Origin of the sequence: Cupriavidus sp. D384 (assembly GCF_001652915.1) — a bacterium.
Lineage (GTDB): Bacteria > Pseudomonadota > Gammaproteobacteria > Burkholderiales > Burkholderiaceae > Cupriavidus.
This window is the reverse complement of the sequence record NZ_BBQI01000010.1, coordinates 50004-72458: the sequence shown is the minus strand read 5'-3', so window position 1 is coordinate 72458 and position 22455 is coordinate 50004. Positions and strand designations below refer to the sequence as shown.

Annotated in this window: 19 protein-coding genes; 8 read left to right on the top strand and 11 right to left on the bottom strand. The window is 67.0% G+C overall.

What is annotated here, in order from left to right; genetic code table 11:
* The first annotated feature begins 54 nt into the window (after positions 1 to 54).
* Positions 55 to 795, top strand: a complete 741-nt coding sequence (locus A9J21_RS05295) for an NADPH-dependent F420 reductase (RefSeq protein ID WP_066732630.1) — start codon at positions 55 to 57, stop codon at positions 793 to 795.
* A gap of 29 nt (positions 796 to 824) precedes the next feature.
* On the opposite strand, the gene A9J21_RS05290 is transcribed toward A9J21_RS05295, so the two are convergent.
* Positions 825 to 1214, bottom strand: a complete 390-nt coding sequence (locus A9J21_RS05290) for a GNAT family N-acetyltransferase (protein ID WP_066732661.1) — start codon at positions 1212 to 1214, stop codon at positions 825 to 827.
* Between the two features lie 247 nt (positions 1215 to 1461).
* Here A9J21_RS05290 and A9J21_RS05285 point away from each other — a divergent pair, with 247 nt between their 5' ends.
* Positions 1462 to 2952, top strand: coding sequence for an AMP nucleosidase (locus A9J21_RS05285; RefSeq protein ID WP_066732659.1), 1491 nt, complete (start codon positions 1462 to 1464; stop codon positions 2950 to 2952).
* A 182-nt stretch (positions 2953 to 3134) separates the two neighbouring features.
* Here A9J21_RS05285 and A9J21_RS05280 read toward each other — a convergent pair whose 3' ends face one another.
* Both A9J21_RS05280 and leuA read right to left on the bottom strand, forming a co-directional pair.
* The gene (locus tag A9J21_RS05280) at positions 3135 to 3740 is read right to left on the bottom strand and encodes an OmpW family protein (RefSeq protein WP_066732628.1); all 606 of its coding nucleotides are present in this window, start codon (positions 3738 to 3740) and stop codon (positions 3135 to 3137) included.
* Positions 3741 to 4139: 399 nt separating this feature from the next.
* A complete protein-coding gene (gene leuA / locus A9J21_RS05275; protein ID WP_197497460.1) occupies positions 4140 to 5828 on the bottom strand; it encodes a 2-isopropylmalate synthase in 1689 nt (562 codons plus the stop codon).
* A gap of 569 nt (positions 5829 to 6397) precedes the next feature.
* On the opposite strand from leuA, the gene A9J21_RS05270 reads away from it, so the two are divergent.
* The gene (locus tag A9J21_RS05270; RefSeq protein ID WP_066732624.1) at positions 6398 to 7777 is read left to right on the top strand and encodes a hypothetical protein; all 1380 of its coding nucleotides are present in this window, start codon (positions 6398 to 6400) and stop codon (positions 7775 to 7777) included.
* 324 nt (positions 7778 to 8101) lie between these two features.
* Here A9J21_RS05270 and A9J21_RS05265 read toward each other — a convergent pair whose 3' ends face one another.
* From A9J21_RS05265 to A9J21_RS05255, 3 genes are read right to left on the bottom strand one after another with little or no spacing between them, the layout of a single operon-like run.
* Positions 8102 to 8431: a DUF6587 family protein gene (locus A9J21_RS05265; protein ID WP_066732622.1), complete on the bottom strand. Its 330-nt coding sequence runs from the start codon at positions 8429 to 8431 to the stop codon at positions 8102 to 8104.
* A 40-nt stretch (positions 8432 to 8471) separates the two neighbouring features.
* Complete coding sequence (gene feoB / locus A9J21_RS05260) at positions 8472 to 10331, bottom strand: ferrous iron transport protein B (RefSeq protein WP_066732620.1); 1860 nt, start codon at positions 10329 to 10331, stop codon at positions 8472 to 8474.
* 34 nt (positions 10332 to 10365) lie between these two features.
* On the bottom strand, positions 10366 to 10692 hold the full coding sequence (locus A9J21_RS05255; protein WP_066732618.1) for a FeoA family protein: 327 nt from the start codon (positions 10690 to 10692) through the stop codon (positions 10366 to 10368).
* Positions 10693 to 10903: 211 nt separating this feature from the next.
* On the opposite strand from A9J21_RS05255, the gene A9J21_RS05250 reads away from it, so the two are divergent.
* Together A9J21_RS05250 and A9J21_RS05245 are read left to right on the top strand one after the other, a co-directional pair.
* A complete protein-coding gene (locus A9J21_RS05250) occupies positions 10904 to 11422 on the top strand; it encodes a sigma-70 family RNA polymerase sigma factor (RefSeq protein ID WP_066732616.1) in 519 nt (172 codons plus the stop codon).
* Positions 11419 to 12186 (top strand): anti-sigma factor, encoded by a 768-nt coding sequence (locus A9J21_RS05245; RefSeq protein WP_066732614.1) that lies wholly within the window; start codon positions 11419 to 11421, stop codon positions 12184 to 12186. Before A9J21_RS05250 ends, A9J21_RS05245 begins: the two co-directional genes overlap by 4 nt.
* A gap of 275 nt (positions 12187 to 12461) precedes the next feature.
* Here A9J21_RS05245 and A9J21_RS05240 read toward each other — a convergent pair whose 3' ends face one another.
* Positions 12462 to 13355: a LysR substrate-binding domain-containing protein gene (locus tag A9J21_RS05240; protein WP_066732612.1), complete on the bottom strand. Its 894-nt coding sequence runs from the start codon at positions 13353 to 13355 to the stop codon at positions 12462 to 12464.
* A gap of 125 nt (positions 13356 to 13480) precedes the next feature.
* Between A9J21_RS05240 and A9J21_RS05235 the strand changes: the two genes are divergently transcribed.
* The 3 genes from A9J21_RS05235 to A9J21_RS05225 all read left to right on the top strand — a co-directional run bounded on the left by A9J21_RS05235 (position 13481) and on the right by A9J21_RS05225 (position 17557).
* Positions 13481 to 15286, top strand: coding sequence for an acyl-CoA dehydrogenase family protein (locus A9J21_RS05235; protein ID WP_066732610.1), 1806 nt, complete (start codon positions 13481 to 13483; stop codon positions 15284 to 15286).
* 91 nt (positions 15287 to 15377) lie between these two features.
* Positions 15378 to 16376 (top strand): tripartite tricarboxylate transporter substrate binding protein, encoded by a 999-nt coding sequence (locus A9J21_RS05230; RefSeq protein WP_066732608.1) that lies wholly within the window; start codon positions 15378 to 15380, stop codon positions 16374 to 16376.
* A 32-nt stretch (positions 16377 to 16408) separates the two neighbouring features.
* Positions 16409 to 17557 (top strand): CaiB/BaiF CoA-transferase family protein, encoded by a 1149-nt coding sequence (locus tag A9J21_RS05225; protein ID WP_066732606.1) that lies wholly within the window; start codon positions 16409 to 16411, stop codon positions 17555 to 17557.
* A gap of 73 nt (positions 17558 to 17630) precedes the next feature.
* Here the strand turns inward: A9J21_RS05225 and A9J21_RS05220 are convergent, their stop codons facing one another.
* The 4 genes from A9J21_RS05220 to A9J21_RS05205 form a co-directional block, all read right to left on the bottom strand.
* Positions 17631 to 19328: a lactate permease LctP family transporter gene (locus tag A9J21_RS05220; RefSeq protein ID WP_066732604.1), complete on the bottom strand. Its 1698-nt coding sequence runs from the start codon at positions 19326 to 19328 to the stop codon at positions 17631 to 17633.
* A 67-nt stretch (positions 19329 to 19395) separates the two neighbouring features.
* Positions 19396 to 20841 (bottom strand): LutB/LldF family L-lactate oxidation iron-sulfur protein, encoded by a 1446-nt coding sequence (locus A9J21_RS05215; protein ID WP_066732603.1) that lies wholly within the window; start codon positions 20839 to 20841, stop codon positions 19396 to 19398.
* Positions 20838 to 21554, bottom strand: coding sequence for a lactate utilization protein (locus A9J21_RS05210; RefSeq protein ID WP_066732601.1), 717 nt, complete (start codon positions 21552 to 21554; stop codon positions 20838 to 20840). Before A9J21_RS05210 ends, A9J21_RS05215 begins: the two co-directional genes overlap by 4 nt.
* A complete protein-coding gene (locus A9J21_RS05205) occupies positions 21551 to 22324 on the bottom strand; it encodes a (Fe-S)-binding protein (RefSeq protein ID WP_066732597.1) in 774 nt (257 codons plus the stop codon). The genes A9J21_RS05210 and A9J21_RS05205 overlap by 4 nt, the downstream gene beginning before the upstream one ends.
* Positions 22325 to 22455: the final 131 nt, after the last annotated feature.

The window sequence follows — 22455 nt, the reverse complement described above, 5'->3', positions numbered from 1 at the left end:
TTTCATCGGGATTCGCCTAGAGTGATCGGAGCGGGGCAACGCGGAGGGCAGGCGATGGCGCACGGATTTCGGGGAATGTCGCACGGGCGGCGCAGGCTCTTGATTGCCGGCGGATGGTCAGCGCTGCTGGCGGTGCCGGCCGGGCACGCCGTGGCGCAGGCCCCGCAGGGCAAGGGGAAATCGAAGATTGGCGTGGTCGGTTCGGGCCGGCTGGGCAGTGCCGTGGGCAGCCTGCTGGTGAAGGCGGGCCATCCGGTGATGTTTGCTTCGCGCCATCCCGAGGAACTGAAGACGCTGACCGATTCCCTTGGGCCGCTGGCCCAGGCCGGTACGGTTGCGCAGGCCGTGGCGTTTGCCGACGTGATTCTGCTGGCCGTGCCCTATGGTGCGGTGCCCGATGTGGGCCAGCAGAACCGCTGGCAGGGCAAGATCGTGCTGGACGCCACCAACGCCGTGGCAGCGCGCGACGGCGCCATCGTGGACGAGGTCAAGGCCAACGGCATCGGCGCCACCACGGCCAGATACCTGGCGGGTGCGCGCATCGTGCGGGTGTTCAATTTCACGGGCGCGGCGGAGTTCACGCGCGAAAGTCACCGCAAGCCGCCGTTGATGGCGGTGCCGATGGCCGGCAACGATGCCGAGGCGCTGTCCGTGGCGGCCGGGCTGGTGCGCGATGCCGGTTTCGATCCGGTGGTGGTGGGCGGGCTATCGAGTGCCGACCGGTTCGCGCCCGGTGGCAAGCTGTTCCGCCAGATGGGGACTGCCGAAGAATTTCGCCGTGCGATGGACCAGTAGCCGGGCCGGCAGGCGGCGGACGCTGCGCCTTAGCGGCGGCGCCACTCCATTGCCACCATCGATGGCGTGAAGCCCAGCTGGCCGAAGAATGCCGCCTCGGAAGAGCGGGCGGCGCGCAGTACCCAGGTAATGTCCGGGTCGTTGCCCATCACATGGCGCAGCAAAGCGCGGCCAATGCCACGGCGGCGATGTTGGGGCGCCACGGCGACCATCGAGATGTAGCCGTTGGAGATATCGTCGCAGAGTGCGCGAGCGAAGCCGATGACCTCGCCGTTTTCCACTGCCACCGCCACGCGTTGCGAGTTGGCGATCAGTTGCGCGAAGCGCTCGGGATTGCCGACCCGTTGTTGCCAGCCGTTGGCAGCCAGCAGCAGCCGGGCTGCCTCTACCTCTGCGGGCAACGGATTACGGATTTCCATCGACAATTCCTCCTGCGTGATTCCGGAGCGCTGCATGCAGACCCTCCAGAAGTGGGGGGCGCAGAGCGGCTGCGCCGCGTTTTCGCGCGATATGTCGCGCTATTTGTCGCGCATTTCGGCGACAGAGTGTAGCGAAGCCGATGCGGCGACGTCAAACAACTTTGTCCGGAAAATGCGACCGCCCGCACGCATGTGCGATCTCGAGACCAGGCGCGCGATGGCCTGTTGCGCGCCGGAAGCTGGCGGTATGATGGCTGTCATGAACGCCCCGATCTTCTCCTCCGCACACCCGGCCGACCAACTGGCCGAGTTCAGCGATGCCGATAGCGCAATGGCGCGCATCCGCGAGATCTACGACAGCTCCGTGGCGGCCGTGCGAGCGCGCTTCGACGCGTTTGCCAAGGGCAAGCCGCTGCCGTCGGCGGCCCACGCGTGCTATCCGTATCTCGGCATTTCCGTCAACCTGGAAACCATGGTCACCGACAGCCGCCCGTCCTGGGGCACGGTGGCCTACCCCGGCGTGTACGGCACCACGGTCACGCGGCCCGATCTGCTGTGCGACTACTACCGCGACCAGATCGAGCGGCTGATGCGCTATCACCGCGTGCCGGTGGTGGTGGGCCTGTCGCGCCGGCCGATACCGCTGCCGTTCGTGATCGAGGCATCGACCACCGACATCAGCTACACGCAGGCTCGCGAACTGGAAGCCTCGTTCGTGCTGCCCGAACTGAGCCGCATCGACGATTCGATCGCCAACGGCACCTACGAGCCCACGCCTGGCGAGGCCTGGCCGTTGTCGCTGTTCCCGGCCGAACGCGTGGACCTGGCGCTGCAGCGGCTTTATCACTACACGGGCACGGCGCCCCACCATTTCCAGCGCTTTGTGCTGTTCACGAACTATCAGCGATATGTCGACGAGTTCGTGACGTTGGGACGCAGCCTGATGTCTGGCGACGGTGGCGACGGCTACGTGCGCTTTGTCGAGCCCGGCGATGTGATGCAGGACCTGGGCGGCACCGAGCCCGACGACGCCGCGCGTCCGAAGGCGCTGCCGCAGATGCCTGCCTATCACCTGGTGCGCGAGGACGGGCTCGGCGTGACGCTGGTGAACATCGGCGTGGGGCCGTCGAACGCCAAGACCATGACCGACCACCTGGCCGTGCTGCGTCCGCATTGCTGGCTGATGGTGGGCCACTGTGGCGGACTGCGCCGCTCGCAGCAACTGGGCGATTACGTGCTGGCGCACGCCTACGTGCGTGACGACCACGTGCTGGACCACGACCTGCCGCCATGGGTGCCGGTGCCTCCGATTGCCGAAATCCAGGTGGCACTGCAAGAGGCAGTGGCCCGCGTCACGGGTTTGTCCGGCACCGAGATGAAGACGCGCATGCGCACCGGTACGGTTGTGTCCACCGATGACCGCAACTGGGAATTGAAGTCGAAGGCGCTTTACGCGCGCTTCAATCAGTCGCGGGCGATTGCAATCGATATGGAAAGCGCGGCTGTGGCGGCCAATGGTTTCCGCCTGCGTGTGCCATATGGCACGTTGCTGTGCGTTTCCGACAAGCCGCTGCACGGCGAACTGAAGCTTCGCGGCATGGCGAATGCGTTTTATCGCCAGCGTGTCAGCCAGCATATGACGATTGGCCTGGAAGCCATCCGCATCCTGCGCGAGAACGGTGTCGAGCAGCTGCACTCGCGCAAGTTGCGCAGTTTCGACGAACCGGCGTTCCGCTGACCTCGGGGGCGCGCCGGTGCATCCGGCGCGCCCAATCCCAGCCTCACACCCCCAGGGGAATCAGAAATAAAAAAGCGCGCGGGATTGCCGCGCGCAGTGAGGCGGGAAGGACGTCGGTTAGGCGGCCTTCCTTCGAGGAGACAAAATGGAAAGTCTCGGAAAAACCTTAAATCCGTAGGTGATCAGAAGCGATAGCCCACGCCGGCGCTGAACAGCCACGGGTCGAGGCTGACGGTCGAAACCTTGACGCCGTTCGCGTAGACGTTGCTGGAAATCCAGACCTTCTTGGCGTCGACATTCAGGAACCAGTTCTTGTTGAGCTTGTAGTCCATGCCGATCTGCAGTGCCGGACCCACGCTCCACTTGTCCAGGCCCAGTGTGCCACCGGCCAGGTCAGCGCCATAGATGCGCGTGGCGTTCACACCGGCACCGATATACGGGCGGAACGTGCCATTCGGCAGGAAGTGGTACTGCAGCAGCAGGCTCGGCGGCAGATGCTTGAACGTGCCGATCTTCGAGCCGTCAAGGCTTACGTCCTGCTTCTGCGGGATGGTCAGCACCAGTTCGGCCGCGATATTCGGCACGATGAAATAGGTGATATCGACTTCGGGAATCCACTTGTTGTTGACATGGATGCGATCCGATGCTCCGGCGCCGCCGACAGGGTCGGACTTGTTTGCCATGTCCAGATAGGTGCCGCGCAGGCGGACCATCCAGTTGCCCTGCGTCTCGTCAGCGGCGGCTGCAGGCGCGGAAAGCGTACCGATGGTGGCGGCGGCGAGCGCCATGCAGAGGGAGGAAACGAGGGTCTTGCGGCGAGGAGAAGTTGCAGTCGTCATGTTGGTCAGGCACTAAACATCGAAAAAGTGCGACCAGTTTGTCTTGTGCAAGGTACTCAAACTTTGATGCAGAACAAGTGAAGTGCAGTCGACACAAATTGCGTGCAACTACGTCGTCAACGCGCGACACGACCCCGCGTCGCACGCTCGAAAGGGCTTGCGGCACCCGCCTGATGCTTCTATGGACATGCGGATTTATTCGTGGCGTACGCGCGTCGCGGCCCTTACGCTGTGGGCTCGTGGTTGTGCACCGCGCATGTCGTGGGCGTCCGCCAGGACGTCTTTTCAGGTGTGCCCTGTGGGGGCAGGGCACACCGTTTTTCAGGCAGATCCGATAGGTCCGGCCAGTCAGGCGGCTTCAGCCTGGTCCTGGTCCCGTGCCTGCATGTGCCGGTTGACACCCGACACCATGGCCTTCAGCGATGCCGTAACGATGCTGGCGTTCACGCCGGCCCCAAAGCCCGTGGCCGAATCGCCAACGCGCACTTCCACATAGCAGGCTGCATTGGCGTCGGCGCCGGTGGTCATGGCGTGCTCGTGGTAGTCCATCACGCGCACGGCAAGACCCAGGCCACGCGACAATGCGTCGACCGTTGCGTCGATGGGGCCGTTGCCCGCGCCGCGTACCCGCACCGGCTGGCCGTCGCGTGTCACTTCCATCTCGATTTCCACGGCGTTGTCGCTGGTCGACACCATGCGGTGCGACACATAGCGCAGCGGCGCGTCAACGTCGAGGTACTCGCGGCGGAACAGCGCGTAGAGGTCTTCGGCACTGGCTTCGAGCCCGGTCTCGTCGGTCATCACCTGCACCGCGCGGCTGAACTCGATCTGCAGCCGGCGCGGCATGTAGATGCCGTGCGCCTGCTCCAGCAGGTACGCCATGCCGCCCTTGCCCGACTGGCTGTTCACACGGATCACCGCGTCATAGCTGCGGCCCAGGTCGGCGGGGTCGATCGGCAGGTAGGGCACTTCCCAGATCGCGTCCGGCTTCTGCTGCGCAAAGCCTTTGCGGATGGCGTCCTGGTGCGAGCCGGAAAAGGCGGTGAACACGAGATCGCCGACATACGGATGGCGCGGATGCACGGGCAGCTGGTTGCAGTGTTCCACGCACTGGCGCACTTCATCGATATCGGAAAAATCGAGTTCGGGGTCCACGCCTTGCGTGTAGAGATTCAGGGCCAGCGTGACCAGGTCGACGTTGCCGGTGCGCTCGCCGTTGCCGAACAGGCAGCCTTCCACGCGGTCTGCGCCAGCCATCACGGCCAGCTCCGCAGCCGCCACCGCCGTGCCGCGGTCGTTATGCGGATGGACGGACAGCACGATGTGTTCGCGGCGCGCCAGATGCCGGTGCATCCATTCGATCTGGTCGGCAAAGATGTTGGGCGTGCTGCATTCCACCGTGGTCGGCAGGTTCAGGATCATCGGACGCTTCGCATCCGGCTGCCAGACGGCCGATACGGCATCGGACACTTCCAGCGAGAAGTCGAGCTCGGCCAGGCTGAAGGTTTCGGGCGAATACTCGTAGGACCAGGCCGTTTCCGGCATGGCATCGGTCAGTTCGCGGATCAGGCGCGTGCCCGACACGGCCACTTCCTTGATCTCCTCGCGCGATGCGTTGAACACGATGCGGCGCCACGCCGGGGCGATCGGGTTGTACAGGTGCACGGTGGCGCGTCTGGCGCCACGCACCGATTCCACGGTGCGGCGGATCAGGTCTTCGCGCGCCTGGGTCAGCACCACGATGGTGACGTCGTCCGGAATGCGGTCTTCCTCGATCAGCATGCGGACGAAATCGAAATCGGTCTGCGACGCCGACGGGAACGCGACTTCAATCTCCTTGAGGCCAACCTTCACCAGCTGTTCGAAGAAGCGCAGCTTGCGGGCGCTGTTCATTGGCTCGATCAGCGCCTGGTTGCCATCGCGCAGATCGGTGCTCATCCAGCGCGGGGCGTGCGTGATCTGGCGCGAGGGCCAGACGCGGTCGGGCAGGTCGACTACGGTGGCGGGACGGTATTTGGTGGCGGGGTTGCGCAACATGGGCATGGGGTATCTCCTTCCTCGCTAAGGAAGCATCAGGAAGCGGCTCGGCGTACGAGGGCTTCGCGTGAATGGGAAAAACGGGAAAACGGAAAAAGGGTGGCGAACGGCTGCCGAACTGCCACAGGGCACTAGGCCCGGCAACCGATCGGTAGGCCTAGCAGTAGCGAGGAAGCGCCCAGCAGGGCGCGGCACGAGGTCAGGGCGACCAGCGAACCCTCAACGCGCGCGCGCACGGCGGCACCGATGCGCGAGGCATCTGCGGCGTGGCGGAGGTCGAGGGAGTTGGCTGGCATCGTGCGAGAAGGATATCGCTCCGCCATCTGGCGGGGTCGAACACACAGAGCGTAGTGCAAAAGGCGCTGCAGCGTCAACCGCCGGTATTTCGTCTGACCAGTCCGATTCGGCCGCGAACGTGGGATTCCGCACGTCGGAGCCTTACCCCGAACGGATGAGTTCCACCCGATATGTGGGAAAGCGCTCAGTCCTCTGGCCAGTACATCGCCATCCACATCCCGCCTAGGCTGACAGCAGCAGGAACGGGATTGATAACGACAAAGGGGGCAATCATGCGTACACGTGCGTGGACGGGGTGGATCGTGTGCATGGCGACGGCCATGCTGATGGCAGCGTGCGGCGGCGGAGGCGGCAGTTCGGGCGCCGGCACGACTGCACCGGCCGGGGCCGGTGGCGATGCCGGCGGCAGCGCTGGTGGCGGCACCACGGCGGTTGCCAAGTCGTACACGCTGGTGATGAACCGCACGTCGGGCCAGGTGGGCGTGGGCAGCACGATCTCGCTGACGGCGTCGGTCGTCGACGATCTCGGCAACGATGTCACGGGCACCACGACCTTCGTCTGGACCAGCAACAACGGCTCCATGGCGGCTGTGGCCAACGGCACCATCCCTGGCAGCGCCGTGGTGACCGGCGTGGGCGTGGGCACGACGGCCGTGAACGTGCTGGCAACGGTTACCGGCGCCAACGGCACCACTCCCGCGCTGCCGCAGGTGGCCGCGACGATCACCGTGGTGGCACCGGGCGTGCGTACCTACAGCCTGGCGCTGCCATACCCGGTGCTGTCGATGACCGACGGCCAGGTGTTGCCGGTGACGGCATCGCTGATCGACAGCGATGGCGCCAACCGCTCCGCGGCTGCCACAGGCTGGGCCTGGCGCAGCAGCACGTCGGCGGTTCAGGTGACAGCCGCCAGCAACGTGGGCACGCTGCGCGGCGTGAACGCCAGCGACACGGCCGCACAGTCGGTGGTCACCGTGCAGGTCACCGCGCCCGACGGCAATACCCTGACCGGCGCGTTCCTGGTGTCGGTGTTCAAGAGCAGCGTGTCGACCTATCGCCTGGTGCTGTCGCAATTCGGCCAGCAGATCAACGCGCTGAACGTGCTGAACGGCTATCCGCAGACCTATGACTCGCGCGTGCTGCGCAATGACGAGACCGACGCGACGGCCGACTTCACGGGGCTGTGGACGTACATGACCACTTCGCCATCGCTGGCGGTGCTGCCGAACTCGGCCACGCACGTGACCACGGTCAGCACCAGCCGCCCAACCGGCATTGCACCGCTGCAAAGCGTGCTCGACGAGATGGCCGGCAGCCTGACGCTGACCGCCAAGCCGCGCGCCCAGCTGCTGGTGACCGAGCAGCCGACGTGGGGCCTGATCTACAGCGGCCCGGACCCGTTCATCGTGCCGGGTGGCGGGGCACCGGTGTCCGCGCACCTGCTGCATCGTGGCGTCGACGAAGGCATCATGGGCTGCAATAACACGTGGAACTGGCAGGTGGGCAGCGGTCCGGTCTCGATCATTCCGTTCGGAGCCAATCTGGCGCAGGTGGTATCCACCGGGTCGGGACCGTTCACGGTGATCGTGTCCTGTACCGCCGGGCCCGAGGCCATGCCGGTGTCGCTGACGATTCCGGGCATCGCACAGTAGGTTCGCGCAGGCTGGAAGAGCCCGCCGGATGGGTCCGGCGGGCTTTTTCGTTGGATAAGCGTACCCGTTTCTGCGTAGCGTTCCACGACGCTTGGTTATGCGCACCCCTCTCCCATCATGGGAGAGGGTGGCGGAGAGGGCAGGCGTCTCAACAAGGATTGGCGGGATTGGAACCTCCAGACCCTCTCCGCAAACCGGCAGGGTCAGCGGCAAAGCGTACCCGTTTCTGCGTGCTGTCGAATCGGGCTCCGGAAAGCAAAACGGCGACCCCAAGGGATCGCCGTTGCCATTTCCACCCCAACCCTCCTGGGGCCGATGCCGTGTTCAGGATTTGCGCACGAAGCGGATGATCTGCTCGTTGCTGCCGCCGGACCCGGTGTTGCCGGTGTCGCCCGACCCTGACGTATTCGAGTCGCATGTGCCGCAGCCGCTGTTCGTGTCGCAGCCGCTGGCGCACCCTGCAGCCTGGCTCGGGGCCAGGCGCCGCGCCAGCCATCCGCGCCAGCCATTGGCCGCCGTGCCGCCCAGCATGGCTGCCAGGCGCGCCTTCACCCGCTCGCGGGTGCGTGGCATGTAGCGGCCCGCCACGTGGATGGCGCAGCCCAGCACGATCAGCGGGACGATCAGGGTTTCGAAGGCGTGATAGAGCGTCATGGCCGTTTGACTGGCTGGCAGGCAGCCAGTTTCCTCGATATCAGGTGAGCGCCAGCGCCACGCGGTACGTGATGAACGACGCGAGATAGGCCAGCCCCGCCAGGTAGGCGGCCGAGGCGGCCATGACCTTCCAGGAGTTGGTCTCGCGGCGGATCACCGCCAGCGTGGAAATGCACTGTGGCGCGAAGACGTACCAGGCCAGCAGCGACAGCGCCGTAGCCAGCGACCATTGCGCCGCGATCATCGGGGCCAGCTGCACCGCTACGGCATCGTCGCTGCCCGACAGCGCGTACACGGTCGCCAGCGCACCCACCGCCACTTCACGCGCGGCCAGGCCCGGCACCAGCGCGATGCAGATCTGCCAGTTGAAGCCGATCGGGGCAAACACATGCTCCAGCGCGCGGCCGATCATGCCCGCGAAGCTGTAGTCGATCGGCGGCATGGTGGCGCCTTCTGGTGGCGACGGGAACGTTGCCAGGAACCACAGCAGCACGGTCAGCGTCAGGATCACCTTGCCCACGCGCGCCAGGAAGATACGTGCACGCTCCCACAGGCCGATGCCGATATCGCGCGGATTGGGCACGCGGTACGACGGCAGCTCCATGAGCAGCGGATGGTCGGTGCGGTCGCGGCGGAACCACTTCAGCACATAGGCCACCAGCAGCGCGCTGACGATGCCGGCCACGTACAGCACGAACAGCACCAGGCCCTGCAGGTTGAACAGGCCGGCCACGGTACGTTCCGGAATGAACGCGCCGATCAGCAGCGCATACACGGGCAGGCGCGCCGAGCAGGTCATCAGCGGCGCCACCAGGATGGTGGTCAGCCGGTCACGCGGGTCCTGGATCGTGCGGGTGGCCATGATGCCGGGGATCGCGCAGGCAAAGCTCGACAGCAGCGGGATGAACGACCGGCCCGACAGGCCCGCACTCATCATCAGCCGGTCAAGCAGGAACGCGGCGCGTGGCAGATAGCCCGATTCCTCTAGCGTGAGGATGAACAGGAACAGGATCAGGATCTGCGGCAGGAAGACGATCACGCTGCCCAGGCCGGCGATCAGGCCATCCACCAGCAGGCTCTTCAGCATGCCGTCGGGCATCATGCCGCCGACCCACTCGCCGAAGAAATGCACGCCAGCCTCGATGCCGTCCATCATCGGCTCGGCCCACGAGAACACGGCCTGGAACATGAAGAACAGCAGCACGGCCAGGATCACCAGGCCAAACACCGGGTGCAGCACCACGCGGTCCACGGCGTCGTCGAAGCGCGCGGTGCGCGTGGGCATCGTCACGGCGGCGTCCAGCAGGCGCTTGACCTCGGCGTGGGTGTCCAGCTCGGACACGCTGTCCAGCGGCTGTGCCGGGGGCGCGGGCGGCAGCGTCTCGTCGAACAGCTTGACCAGCGCGGCGGCGCCGTCGCGCTTGACGGCCACGGTCTGCACCACGGGCACACCCAGCGCCTGCGACAGCGCGTCGCGATCGATCACGATGCCGCGGCGGGCCGCCGCATCGCTCATGTTGAGCACCACCACCATGGGCAGGCCCAGGCGGCGCAGTTCCAGCACGAAGCGCAGGTGCAGGCGCAGGTTGGTGGCATCGACCACCGACACCAGCAGGTCGGGGCGGGCCTCGCCGGGGCGCTGGCCCATGCAGACCTCGCGCGTGATGGCTTCGTCCAGGCTGGCCGAATGCAGGCTGTATGCGCCGGGCAGGTCGAGGATGCGCACGGTGCGGCCGGCCGGCGAGACAAACTGGCCTTCCTTGCGCTCGACGGTCACGCCGGCGTAGTTGGCTACCTTCTGGCGGCTGCCGGTCAGGCGGTTGAACAGTGCGGTCTTGCCGCAATTGGGGTTGCCGACCAGCGCGATGCGCAAGGCGGAGGCATTCTGGGCAACTGACATGATGGAATAGGGTCAGGCGAAGGCGGGCAGGCCCTCAGGCAATGCGCTGGGCGTCGGAACCGGAAGCATCGGCGGTGTCGGCGGTGCCAGCCTGGCCTGCCGGCGCGATGCTCGACACGGTGGCGGTGGCCACTTCCACGGCAATGCGTCCGGCCTCCGAGCGGCGCAGCGCAAAGCGCGTGTAGCCCACCTGGGCAACCAGAGGATCCTTGCCAAACGGGCCGAAGGTGACGATCTGCACGGATTCGCCGGGCACGAAGCCGAGATCGCGCAGGCGTCGGGCGACGGGGTCGTTAGGGGTGGCATCGTCCACCGATTTCACGATGGCGACCGTGCGCCGGGGCAGTTCAGACAACCGCATATGCTTCCAGTCCAGGGGCGGGATCGCCGCCGCGCGACAGAAAAATCCTGTCGGGGTACGTAAATAGAAATCGTTCTCGATTGTATAGCATTCGCGCCATTTGCGCGCTGAAGCCACACCGTTGTTAGCTGTTTGTAATGTGGGCGGAATAACTCTTGCTGCCAGACGTTTACCGTGTAATGACATTCCCGCCCTTGCCGCCCCTGGACCGATGGACAACGATTTCTCAGACGATGCGCTGCGCGAAGTGATTCCAAGGCTGCGCCGCTTTGCGGTGTCGCTGACGCGGAACGAGGCCGGTGCGGACGACCTGGTTCAGGCGTGCCTGGAACGCGCGCTGTCGCGCCGTGTGACGCGGCAGGAAGGCAGCGACCTGCGTGCCTGGCTGTTCTCGATCCTGTACCGGCAGTTCATCGACGGCCAGCGCCGTGCCAAACGGTATGTGGGCCTGCTGACGCTGTTCGGGGCCGGCAGTGACGAGGACAGCGCCCCCTCCACCGAAGACGTTGTGCTGGCCCGCTCGGCGCTGGACGGCTTCAACCGGTTGTCGGCCGAACAGCGCGCGCTGCTGATGCTGGTGACCGTGGAAGGGCTCAGCTACCAGGAGGCTGCCGATGCGCTCGACGTGCCGATCGGCACCGTGATGTCGCGCATCTCCCGGGCGCGCAAGGCACTGCGCGAACTCACCGACGGCAAGGTCGTCCATCCTCCCCTGCAGGTGCTCAAATGAATACGCTGATGCCTACCGAACCGGAACTGCACGCCTATGTCGATGGCGAACTGGACGAAACGCGGCGCCTGCAGATCGACGCATTGATCGCCAGCCATCCGGAGCTGGCGCGCGAGGTGGAGCAGATCCGGCAGGACATGCAGCGCCTGCGCGCCAGCATGGAACCGCCGCCGGCCGACACGCCGGCCCGGCTTGACCCGTTCCGCATCCGCCGCGGCTTGCGCGACCGCATGCGGCACCGCGCGGCCATCGCCGCCTCGCTGGTCGTGGCTTTGGCCGTGGGCGGCATGGGCGGCTGGCAGTCGCGCGAAATCGCGTTGCGCCAGAGCTATCCGCCGATGGCCGATGCGATGTCGGCCTATCGGCTGTTCGCCGTCAGCGCCACGCCGCAGATGGTCGACGTGAAGATCGATGCGAAGGCCACCGATGCACGCGAGCTGCAGGCATGGCTGAATCGCCATTTTGTGCAGCCCGCGCCGTTGCCCGATTTCTCGGCCTACGGATTCCGTCCCGTGGGCGGCCGGCTGATGTCCACCGAGCAAGGCCCGGCCGCGATGATCCTGTACCAGAACCCGCAGATGCAGGCGATTGTTTATTACGTGCGGCCGCAGGGCGATCTGCGCCTGCGCAATGGGTCGCGCACCGAGGGCAACCTGATGGCGCAGTACTGGCGCAACGGCCGCTATCTGTATGCCGTGGTCAGTCCCACCGACAATCCGGCTGCGCTGCCCGTGCAGCGGGCCGTTGCGCCGGGCGATACCTGAACCGCGCCGTGAGGTGCCGCGACCTTGCGTACCGCAAGGTGTGCCGTGGCGGCGTCTGACCCTAGGGGATTACCCCCGCCTGGGCACGAATCGCAGGATTGTGGGGCGGACTGACCGCCTTGCGGCTCCGAATAACACGTTTGCGGTATTGGTACGGCGTGCCCCGGGGGCATAAGCTGCACGCACGCTGAACACCCCGTTCCACGCGTACTTCAGAGCCACTGGCCCCCTGGGCCGGTGGCTTTTTCTTTTTGGCGCTGCCGCCATGCCCGGCGTTAGATGCCGGCCTGCGCTGCCGCTGTCCTGACCGTGGCGACGAAATGGTCGCGTGCCGGGTGGTCGGGTGCCTGCTTCCACACGCAATACACCTCCGACGGCACCGTGGCATCGGCCAGTGGCCGGAATGCCGCACCCGCCATGCCGGAGCGCGCCATGGCGGCAGGCACCACGGCCACGCCCATGCCCTGCGAGACCAGCGATACCACCGACAACCAGTGGCGCACCTCGTGCCGGATGCGCGGATAGAAGCCCTGTGCGGCACACATGTCGAAGATGCGGCTGTAGTAGTCGGGCGACGCCTTGCGCGAAAACAGCACAAATGGCTCGCCGCGCAGATCGGCCAGGGCCACGGTATCGCTGGCGGTCAGCGGATGGTCGGCCGGCATGCAGCAAACGAACGGTTCGGAATGGGCCAGCGTGGCCGCCAGTTCATCGGGCACGCGGCTGGTGTGGACAAAGCCGGCATCCAGTTCGCCATGCAGCAGCGCGTCGATCTGTTCCTGCGAATTGAGTTCGGTCAGCGCCACATGGATGCCCGGATATCGTCCCTGGAACTCCTGCAGGCGCTGCGGCAGGCCGCGATACAGCATCGACCCGACAAAGCCCACGCGCAGGCGGCCCACGGCGCCGGCCTCGATCTCGCGCGCCAGCAGCCGCGCCGATTCGGCCTGCGCCAGCAGGGCAATGGCCGATTCCTGGAATGCACGGCCGGCGGCGGTCAGGCGCACGCCGCGGCTGTCGCGCTCGAACAGGCGGGCGCCCACCGAGGCTTCGAGCTGCTGGATGTTGAGCGACAGCGGCGGCTGGGAGATCGACAGGCGCCGGGCGGCACGGCCGAAGTGCAGTTCCTCGGCCAGCACAAGGAAGTAACGGAGGTGACGGAATTCCATGGCGATACAAATTTTGTATTGATCAAGCCAATTTTAGAATTGGACGCGAATCGTTGGCGATCAAATAATGAATCCCAAACCATCCCGCCCCGTTCTGCAGGGCAGGGAGCCAACGGAGACACCGCATGCCGACCAGCGCCACCCGGCCCGCCGCATCGCAGCCCGCGCCACATATCCACGCCCAGCCAGACGTCCATCCGGTACCCGACCGCCACGGTTCGAGCCTGTTCGCGGCGGACCCCGACCTGCGCGCGCTGCTGCCGCTGTACCTGCCTGCCGACCTGTTCAACCATCTGCTGCCGCACCTGGAGCGCATGGGCGCGCTGGCGGGCGGCGTGCTGGACGAACTGGCGAATGTGGCCGACCACGAGCCGCCGACGCTGTCGCACCGGACGCGCACCGGGCTGGACGACCAGCGTATCCACAAGCATCCGGCCTATGTGGAACTGGAGCGCGTGGCGTTTTCGGAATTCGGCCTCGCCGCGGCGTCGCATCGCGGCGGGGTGTTGGGCTGGGACAAGCCGATGCCGCCAGCGGCCAAGTACGCGCTGACCTATCTGTTCGTGCAGGCGGAATTCGGCCTGTGCTGCCCGCTGTCGATGACCGATTCGCTGACGCGTACGCTGCGCAAGTTCGGCGACCCGGCGCTGGTCGAGCGCTTCCTGCCCAACCTGACCACGCAGGTGTTCGACGACCTGTACCAGGGCGCGATGTTCATGACCGAACAGGGTGCCGGCTCGGACGTGGCCGCCACGGCCACGCGGGCGATTCGAGACGACAGCGCCGAAGGCGGCTGGCGGCTGGTGGGCGACAAGTGGTTCTGCTCCAATCCCGACGCCGCGCTGGCCATGGTGCTGGCCCGCGTGGAAGAGGCCGATGGCACGGCCGTCGAGGGCATCAAGGGCGTATCGCTGTTCCTGCTGCCGCGCACGCTGGCCGATGGCAGCGCCAACCACTACCGGATCATCCGTCTCAAGGACAAGCTGGGCACGCGCTCGATGGCCAGCGGCGAAATCCGCCTGGAGGGCGCGCATGCGCATCTGGTGGGCGAACTGGGCCGTGGCTTCGTGCAGATGGCCGACATGATCAACAACTCGCGGCTGTCCAACGGCGTGCGGGCCGCCGGCCTGATGCGCCGCGCGCTGACCGAGGGCCAGTTCATCGCCCGCGAGCGCCGGGCTTTCGGCAAGCGGCTGGCCGACATGCCGCTGATGCGCCGCCAGCTGCTGAAGCTGACGCTGCCTACCGAGCAGGCCCGCACGATGGTGTTCCAGACCGCCGAAGCGCTGCGCCGCGCCGATGCGGGCGAGGCCGACGCCTATCCGCTGATGCGCATCCTGACGCCGCTGATCAAGTTCCGCGCCTGCCGCGACGCCCGCAAGGTGACCGGCGATGCGATGGAGATTCGCGGCGGCTGCGGCTATATCGAGGAATGGAGCGATCCGCGCCTGGTGCGCGACGCCCATCTGGGATCGATCTGGGAAGGCACCAGCAATATCGTCGCGCTCGACGTCCTGCGCGCGATTCGCCGCGAAGGCTCGCTGCCGGTGCTGCGGGCGCATCTGGCCCAACTGCTGCAGGACACGCCGATGCAGGCGCAGGCGCGCGAAGTCTTTGCCTCGGCCATCGCCAATGCCGCCGCACTGGCCGCGCGCGCGGCCGACGCCGGTGCCGATGGCGACGTGCTGGCCCGCCAGGCCGCTTCGGCGCTGTACCACGTGACCAGTGCCGTCGCCATGGCCTGGGAAGCGGGCCGGATCGGCTCGGTGCGCCGCATGCGCCTGGCGCAGATGGTGCTCGCGCATCGCGTGCTGCCGCAAGACCCGCTGGGCGGCGGCGCCGAGCCCGACTGGCTGGCCGATACCGTGGCACCGCCCGCCGATGGCGTGGTGCGCGCCGCGGGGCCGGTCGACCAGGTCAACGTGTTCTGAAGATCCGCCTCGCGCGGTTCCGAACGGGCGCGCGCCCCCTCACCCGAATCGCGCGCCCCATATAAAAAAGCTTCACCGGAGACAACGCATCATGCCCCAATGGCACCGCCGCGCGGCCCTGGCCGCCTTTGCCTCGATGGCCGCCTGCACGCTGTTTGCAACGGCCACTCCCGCCTTCGCGCAGAAGGATTTCCCGAGCAAGCCGATCATGCTGGTGGTGACCTACCCGCCGGGCGGCCCCACCGATGCCATGGCCCGCACGCTGGCCGCCGCGCTCAAGAACAGCCTGGGCCAGCCCGTGGTGGTGGAAAACCGCGCCGGCGCGGGCGGCAATATTGGGGCCGAGGTGGTGGCGCGGGCCGAGCCCGATGGCTACACGCTGATGTTCGGCACGTCGGCGCCGCTGGCGATCAACGTGAGCCTGTATCGCAAGATCAACTACGACCCGGTCAAGAGCTTTGCGCCGGTGATCCAGATCGGCCAGTTGCCCAATGTGCTGGTGGTGAATCCGGCCGTGCCCGCAAAGAACGTGCAGGAGCTGATCGCCTATGGCAAGGCGCATCCGGGCAAGCTCAGCTACGCGTCGTCGGGCAATGGCGCATCGTCGCACCTGGCCGGGGTGCTGTTCAACAACCTGGCCGGCACCGACTTCCAGCACGTGCCCTACAAGGGTACCGGCCCGGCGCTGAACGACCTGCTGGGCGGCCAGGTCAGCATGACCTTTACCGACGTGCTGACCGCGCTGCCATTCATCAAGAGTGGCAAGGTGCGCGCACTGGGCGTGACCACCAAGGGCCGCTCGCAGGCGCTGCCCGATGTGCCCACCGTGGCCGAGCAGGGTGTTGCCGGGTTCGATGTTTCGGTATTCTTTGGCGTGGTGGCACCGGCGGGAACGCCGCCCGCCGTCATCGGCAAGCTGAACCATGCGTTCGCCGACGCGCTGCAGCAGCCCGAAGTCCGCAAGACGCTGCTGGCGCAGGGGCTGGAACTGGCGCCGTCCACGTCGCCGGAACAGCTGGGCAATTTCGTGAAGGCCGAGGTCGGCAAGTGGCGTGCCGTCGTGCAGAAATCCGGCGCACAGCTGGACTGACATAACGACAAGCAGCATCACAAGGAAGAGACATGACGCCATCCCAAACCGGCAAGAGCGGCGCGCTGGCCGGCATCCGCGTAGTGGATTTGTCACGCATCCTGGGCGGCCCGTTCTGCGGGCAGATCCTGGGCGACCACGGGGCCGACGTGCTCAAGATCGAACCGCCGCAGGGCGACGACACGCGCACCTGGGGCCCGCCGTTCCGTGACGGCGTGGCGTCGTACTACTTCGGCCTGAACCGCAACAAGCGCGTGATGAAGCTGGACCTGACCGCCGACGCCGACCGCGCGGTGCTGCTGGCCCTGCTGGCCGACGCCGACGTGCTGGTGGAGAACTTCAAGACCGGCACCATGGAGAAATGGGGCCTGGGCTACGACGCGCTGTCGCAGCGCTTTCCGCGGCTGGTGCATTGCCGCGTGTCGGGCTTCGGCGCCGACGGCCCGCTGGGCGGCCTGCCCGGCTATGACGCCGCCATCCAGGCGATGGCCGGCATCATGAGCATCAACGGCGAACCTGACCGCGACCCGCTGCGCGTGGGTTTGCCGGTGGTGGACATGGTGACGGGTCTGAACGCCGCGCTGGGCGTGCTGCTGGCGCTGCAGGAGCGCGAGCGCAGCGGGCGTGGGCAGTTTGTCGAGGCGGCGCTGTATGACTCGGGCCTGTCGCTGCTGCATCCGCACGCGGCCAACTGGTTCATGAGCGGCAAGACGCCGGGCCGCACCGGCAACGCGCACCCGAACATCTATCCGTACGACACGGTGGCCACGGCCACCGACCCGATCTTCCTGGCGGTGGGCAACGACCGGCAGTTCCGCATCTTCTGCGAGCACATCGGCGTGGCCGAACTGGCCGACGACGAGCGCTTTGCCACGGCTGGCGCGCGCTCGGTCAACCGGGCGCAGCTGAAAGGCACGCTGGAATCAAGGCTGGCGGCGTGGGACGGCAAGGCGCTGGCCGACGAACTGTCAGCGGCCGGCGTGCCGTGCGCGCCCGTGCTGTCGGTGCCCGACGCGCTGACGCATCCGCATACCGCGCACCGCGAGATGGTGGTGGAGATGCCCGGTGGCTACAAGGGCCTGGGCGCCCCGGTCAAGCTGAGCCGCACGCCGGCGACCTACCGGTATGCGCCGCTGACGGAGGGCAATGCGTTCCTGCCGAGGGACGCGGCGAACGATTGAAGCAAGGCCAACCGCGGTTATGCGTGCCCCTCTCCCGCACGGCCGGAGAGGGGAGCGCACCGAAGGCACTGCATCAGCCCGGAATCATCCCCGTCAGCCAGTACGCCTGCACCATCGTGATCACGCCCACGATGAACGCGAACAGCAGGCTGTGCTTGACCGTGAAGCGGAACAGCTCCGATTCCTTGCCCACCAGGCCCGTGGCCGCGCAGGCCACGGCAATCGACTGCGGCGAGATCATCTTGCCCGTCACGCCGCCCGTGGTGTTGGCGGCCACCAGCAGCGTGTCCGACACGCCGATCTGGTGTGCCGTGGTGTGCTGCAGCGAGCAGAACAGTGCGTTCGACGACGTATCCGAACCGGTCAGGAACACGCCCAGCCAGCCCAGCAGCGGCGAGAAGAACGGGAACGCGGCGCCGGTACCGGCCAGCAGCAGCGCCAGCGTGGACGACATGCCCGAGTAGTTCGCCACGAACGCGAAAGCCAGCACCAGGCCGATCGACAGCACCGGTCGGCGCAGTTCCAGCATCGTCTCGACGAAGGTCGTGATGGCGTCGCGTGGCTTCATGCGCAGCAGCACCACCGAGATGATCGCCGTCAGCAGGATCGCCGTGCCCACGGCCGACAGCAGGTCGAGCTTCAGCACCGCTTCATAGGGCTTGGGCGACGCCACGATCGGTGCGGCCTTGATGACGAGCTGGTCCAGCATCGGCACCTTGAACTTGAGCACCGAGCCGGCCAGCGCCCCGTTGGCGGCAAACAGCGCCTTGAACGACGGCAGGCTCCACACCGTGACAATGGCCGTCAGGATGCCGAACGGCGCCCAGGCGCGCACGGTCTGCCCAAACGTGTACGGCGATGCCTTGCGGCGCGAAGGCGCGCCCATGCCGCCGCCAAAGCCGGCCATGGTTATCGCGCCGCCCGATACCGAACCACCCGCCGCCTGCGATGCCGAGCGCGGCTGCCACACGCGCAGGAACGACGCCAGCGCGATCAGGCTGACCAGTGCCGACGTGATGTCCGGCAGCTCGGGCCCGATATGGTTCGACGTGAAGTACTGCGTCACCGCGAAGCTGCTGCCCACCACAAACGCGGCGGGCCATGTCTCGCGCACGCCCTTCCAGCCGTCCATCATGAACACCAGCCAGAACGGCACGGCCAGCGACAGCAGCGGCAGCTGGCGTCCGGCCATTGCGCCGATGTGCATCGGGTCGATGCCCGTGACCTGACCGGCCACGATGATCGGAATACCCATCGCACCAAAGGCCACCGGCGCCGTGTTGGCGATCAGGCACAACCCGGCCGCGTACAGCGGATTGAAGCCCAGGCCCACCAGCAGCGCGGCGGTAATCGCCACCGGCGCGCCGAATCCGGCTGCGCCTTCCAGGAACGCGCCGAACGCAAAGCCGATCAGCAGCATCTGCAGGCGCTGGTCGTCGGTGATCGACAGCACCGATGCGCGAATCACGTCGAACTGGCCCGTTTTCACGACGATCTTGTACAGGAACACCGCCGTGACGATGATCCAGGCAATCGGCCAGAGCCCGTAGGCAAAGCCGAAGCCGGCGGCGGCGAACGCCTGCTGCGCGGGCATGCCATAGGCGAAGATCGCCACGGCCAGCGCCAGCGCCAGGGTGACGGCGGCCGCCACATGGCCCTTCATGCGCAGCACGGCCAGCGCGACGAAGAAGAACAAAATGGGTACCGCCGCTGCGAGCGCGGACAGCCAGAGGCTGCCCAGCGGCGTGTATAGCTGGGTCCAGGGTTGCATGGAATGTCTCCTCGGTGGTGTTTGGATTCTTGAATTCTTGTGAGCAGCGGCGCAGGGGCCGGCGTGGCTACCCGGGCTGGTTTCGCTCGGCCAGCAGGTCCGACAGGCTTTTGGGCGCGGGCGTCAGTGGCTGGCGATGCCGGGTCCAGCCCATCTGCGAAGCCGGCGTGAAGGCGCGCAGCCGCGTGGCGGCCCAGCGGAACACGCGATAGGCGGCCGGATGCGCGAACGCACCGCTCCAGAAGCGCCACACCAGGTGTTCGCGCTTGCTGTACTTCGCGCCCTGGCCCTTCAGCGGATGCGGCACGGCCTCGCCGGGATCGCGGTTGGCCTCGGTACGCAGGCGCACCAGCAACTGCGGAATCGGAATGCGCACCGGGCACACCTCGCCGCAGGCGCCGCACAGGCTCGATGCGGTAGCCAGGTCGGCCGTGGCATCGAGGCCGAGCAGGTGGGGCGAGATGATCTTGCCGATGGGGCCCGGATAGGTCGTGCCATACGCGTGGCCGCCGATACGCGTGTACACCGGGCAGTGGTTCATGCAGGCGCCGCAGCGGATGCATTGCAGCGTTGCGCGCAATTGGGCGTCGGCATAGGCCTGGCTGCGGCCGTTGTCGAGCAGCACCAGGTGCACTTCGCGCGGGCCGTCCTGCTGGCCGGGCTGGCGCGGGCCCGAGATCAGGTTGAAGTAGGTGGTGATGGGCTGGCCCGTGGCCGAGCGCGTCAGCAGGCTCGACAGCGGCACGATATGCGCCAGGCTTGCCACCACCTTTTCCATGCCCATGACGGCCACGTGCACGTTGGGCACGGTTGTGGAAAGCCGCCCGTTGCCCTCGTTCTCGACCAGCCACAGCGTGCCGGTATCGGCGGCCGCGAAGTTGACGCCCGACAGGCCGATATCGGCTTCCACGAACGCCTGGCGCAGCGCGCGCCGGCCAGTCTGGATCAGTGCGTCGACATCTTCGGTGTAGGGCGTGTCGGGGATGTTCTGCTCGAACAGCGTGGCGATGTCGGCCTTGGTCTTGTGGATCGCCGGCATCACGATGTGCGACGGCTTTTCGCCGGCCATCTGCACGATGTACTCGCCCATGTCCGATTCGATGCAATCGATGCCGCGCTCCGCCAGGTAATGGTTCAGCTCCATTTCCTCGCTGGCCATCGACTTGCCCTTGATCACGCGTTTTGCGGCATGGGTCTGGGCGATGCGATGGATGATCGCGTTGGCCTCTTCGGCCGTCTCGGCCCAATGGACCTGCACCCCGGCCTGCGTGAGGTTGGCTTCGAGCTGCGTGAGCAGGTCGGGCAGATTGGCCAGCGCGTGCTGGCGCACCGCTTCGCCCAGATCCCGCAGGTGTTCCAGCTCGTCGCCGTCGGGAAACTGCACGGCGCGCTTTTGCTGCAGGAAATCCATCGCGCCGCGAAAGCTCTGGCGCAGCTTGGGATCGTCAAGCGCCTCGCGCGCCCGGGCGCGGAAGTCGGCGGTGGGGACGAAGTGAAGGGTCTGCTGGCTCATTGCGCGGCGCCTCCCGCATGGTCGTTGACGATGACGACCCACAGCTGGCGCGGACCATGCGCGCCGTAGGCCAGTGTCTGCTGGATGTCCGAGGTCTTGGACGGGCCAGACACCATCACCAGGTTGGTGGGCATGCCATCGGTCCAGCGTTCGGCGCGCACGGCGCTGTGCAGGTCGGGATGCAGCGTCGAGGCGTACACCAGCGCGATATGGATCGGCGGCACCAGCGACATCGTGCGCGGCGACCCGGCATCGGGCGCGAGCACCAGCGTGCCGGTGGCGGCCAGGCCGGATCGGGCCACCGTGAAGCCCGCATCGACGGTATCGAACAGCTCGGCCTTCCACGCCTCGATCGGGCGGTCGAAATCCTGGGTGGCGATGCCCGCCGGCAGGGCCTGCGCCAGCGCGGCGCCTTCGGGGCGGGCGGTGTCCAGCAGCAGCCGGCGCACGCCTTCGGCGGCCAGCCGTGTGGCGACCCAGGCGGGCCAGGCTGCGGTGCCGGTGCAGACCACCTCGGCATGCGACGCGCTCAGCGCGGCCTGCATCGACGCGACCATGGCTGCCACCGCCGGGCGCTCGCCGCGCCGGGTGTCGAAATGTTCGTCGATGCGGCGATCCACGGCGGCGGTGTCCGCGGCAAGGGTCGATCCGGAGGTGGGAACGGCGGCGCGCAGACGGCCCAGCATGCGCTCGCGGGCGGTCATGGCGGTCATGCGGCACCCCCGGTACGGCGCCAGAGGAACGATGCCAGGTGCTCCACCGGCAGCGGCGCGCCCGCATGGGCGGCGGCGTGGCCGATATTGAGCAGGCAGCCGCAGTCGGCGGACACCAGCCGGTCGCAGCCGGTGGCACATGCGGAGGCCACCTTGTCGCGCACCATGGCGCCCGAGATATCGGCATGCTTGAGCGAGAACGTGCCGCCAAAGCCGCAACACTCCGATTCCCGCACATGCTCCACGCGGGTCACGCCCGGCAGCGCATCGACCAGCGCCACGCCATGGGCTCGCGTCCCCATTTCCCGGCGAGCGGCGCACGAGGTGTGCAGCACCACGCGTTCGTGGTCGCCGGCTGGCATGTCGTCAAAGCGCACATGCAGCACATTGAGCAGGAATTCGGCCAGCTCGTAGACGCGGCCGGCGATGTCGCTGGCCAGCTTCCCAGCCTCCGGGTCGTCGGCGAACAGCGCGGGCCAGTGGTGGCGCATCATGCCGCCGCACGAGCCCGACGGCACGATGATCGGCCAGGGCTCGCGGAACAGTTCCAGCTGGGCGCGGGCCACCTTGCGGGCCTGCTCGGGGTTGCCGCTGCTGTAGGCGGGCTGCCCGCAGCAGCTCTGGCCGCGTGGAAAGTGGACGGTCAGGCCTTCGCGCTCCAGCAGGCGCACGGCGTCGAGGCCGGCTTGCGGGACGAACAGGTCGACGAGACAGGTGCCGAACAGGTAGACCTGTTGCGGGAGGGTCGTGGGGTATTGCCTGGATTGCATTGTCTGCCTCCGGTATGGCGCCGCTGCGGGTGACACGCGTCGCGGCATTTTTGGGCGCATAATTCCCGCTCCCGCGCCGGAGTACAAATTGGTTGGACCAATCAGGCGCGCGGGGCCGATGACAGGGGACT

Coding starts and splice junctions, on each gene's coding strand:
- A9J21_RS05295 (WP_066732630.1), top strand. CDS start 55: ATGGCGCACGGATTTCGGGGAATGTCGCACGGGCGGCGCAGGCTCTTG.
- A9J21_RS05290 (WP_066732661.1), bottom strand. CDS start 1,214: ATGGAAATCCGTAATCCGTTGCCCGCAGAGGTAGAGGCAGCCCGGCTG.
- A9J21_RS05285 (WP_066732659.1), top strand. CDS start 1,462: ATGATGGCTGTCATGAACGCCCCGATCTTCTCCTCCGCACACCCGGCC.
- A9J21_RS05280 (WP_066732628.1), bottom strand. CDS start 3,740: ATGGCGCTCGCCGCCGCCACCATCGGTACGCTTTCCGCGCCTGCAGCC.
- leuA (WP_197497460.1), bottom strand. CDS start 5,828: ATGTTGCGCAACCCCGCCACCAAATACCGTCCCGCCACCGTAGTCGAC.
- A9J21_RS05270 (WP_066732624.1), top strand. CDS start 6,398: ATGCGTACACGTGCGTGGACGGGGTGGATCGTGTGCATGGCGACGGCC.
- A9J21_RS05265 (WP_066732622.1), bottom strand. CDS start 8,431: ATGACGCTCTATCACGCCTTCGAAACCCTGATCGTCCCGCTGATCGTG.
- feoB (WP_066732620.1), bottom strand. CDS start 10,331: ATGTCAGTTGCCCAGAATGCCTCCGCCTTGCGCATCGCGCTGGTCGGC.
- A9J21_RS05255 (WP_066732618.1), bottom strand. CDS start 10,692: ATGCGGTTGTCTGAACTGCCCCGGCGCACGGTCGCCATCGTGAAATCG.
- A9J21_RS05250 (WP_066732616.1), top strand. CDS start 10,904: ATGGACAACGATTTCTCAGACGATGCGCTGCGCGAAGTGATTCCAAGG.
- A9J21_RS05245 (WP_066732614.1), top strand. CDS start 11,419: ATGAATACGCTGATGCCTACCGAACCGGAACTGCACGCCTATGTCGAT.
- A9J21_RS05240 (WP_066732612.1), bottom strand. CDS start 13,355: ATGGAATTCCGTCACCTCCGTTACTTCCTTGTGCTGGCCGAGGAACTG.
- A9J21_RS05235 (WP_066732610.1), top strand. CDS start 13,481: ATGCCGACCAGCGCCACCCGGCCCGCCGCATCGCAGCCCGCGCCACAT.
- A9J21_RS05230 (WP_066732608.1), top strand. CDS start 15,378: ATGCCCCAATGGCACCGCCGCGCGGCCCTGGCCGCCTTTGCCTCGATG.
- A9J21_RS05225 (WP_066732606.1), top strand. CDS start 16,409: ATGACGCCATCCCAAACCGGCAAGAGCGGCGCGCTGGCCGGCATCCGC.
- A9J21_RS05220 (WP_066732604.1), bottom strand. CDS start 19,328: ATGCAACCCTGGACCCAGCTATACACGCCGCTGGGCAGCCTCTGGCTG.
- A9J21_RS05215 (WP_066732603.1), bottom strand. CDS start 20,841: ATGAGCCAGCAGACCCTTCACTTCGTCCCCACCGCCGACTTCCGCGCC.
- A9J21_RS05210 (WP_066732601.1), bottom strand. CDS start 21,554: ATGACCGCCATGACCGCCCGCGAGCGCATGCTGGGCCGTCTGCGCGCC.
- A9J21_RS05205 (WP_066732597.1), bottom strand. CDS start 22,324: ATGCAATCCAGGCAATACCCCACGACCCTCCCGCAACAGGTCTACCTG.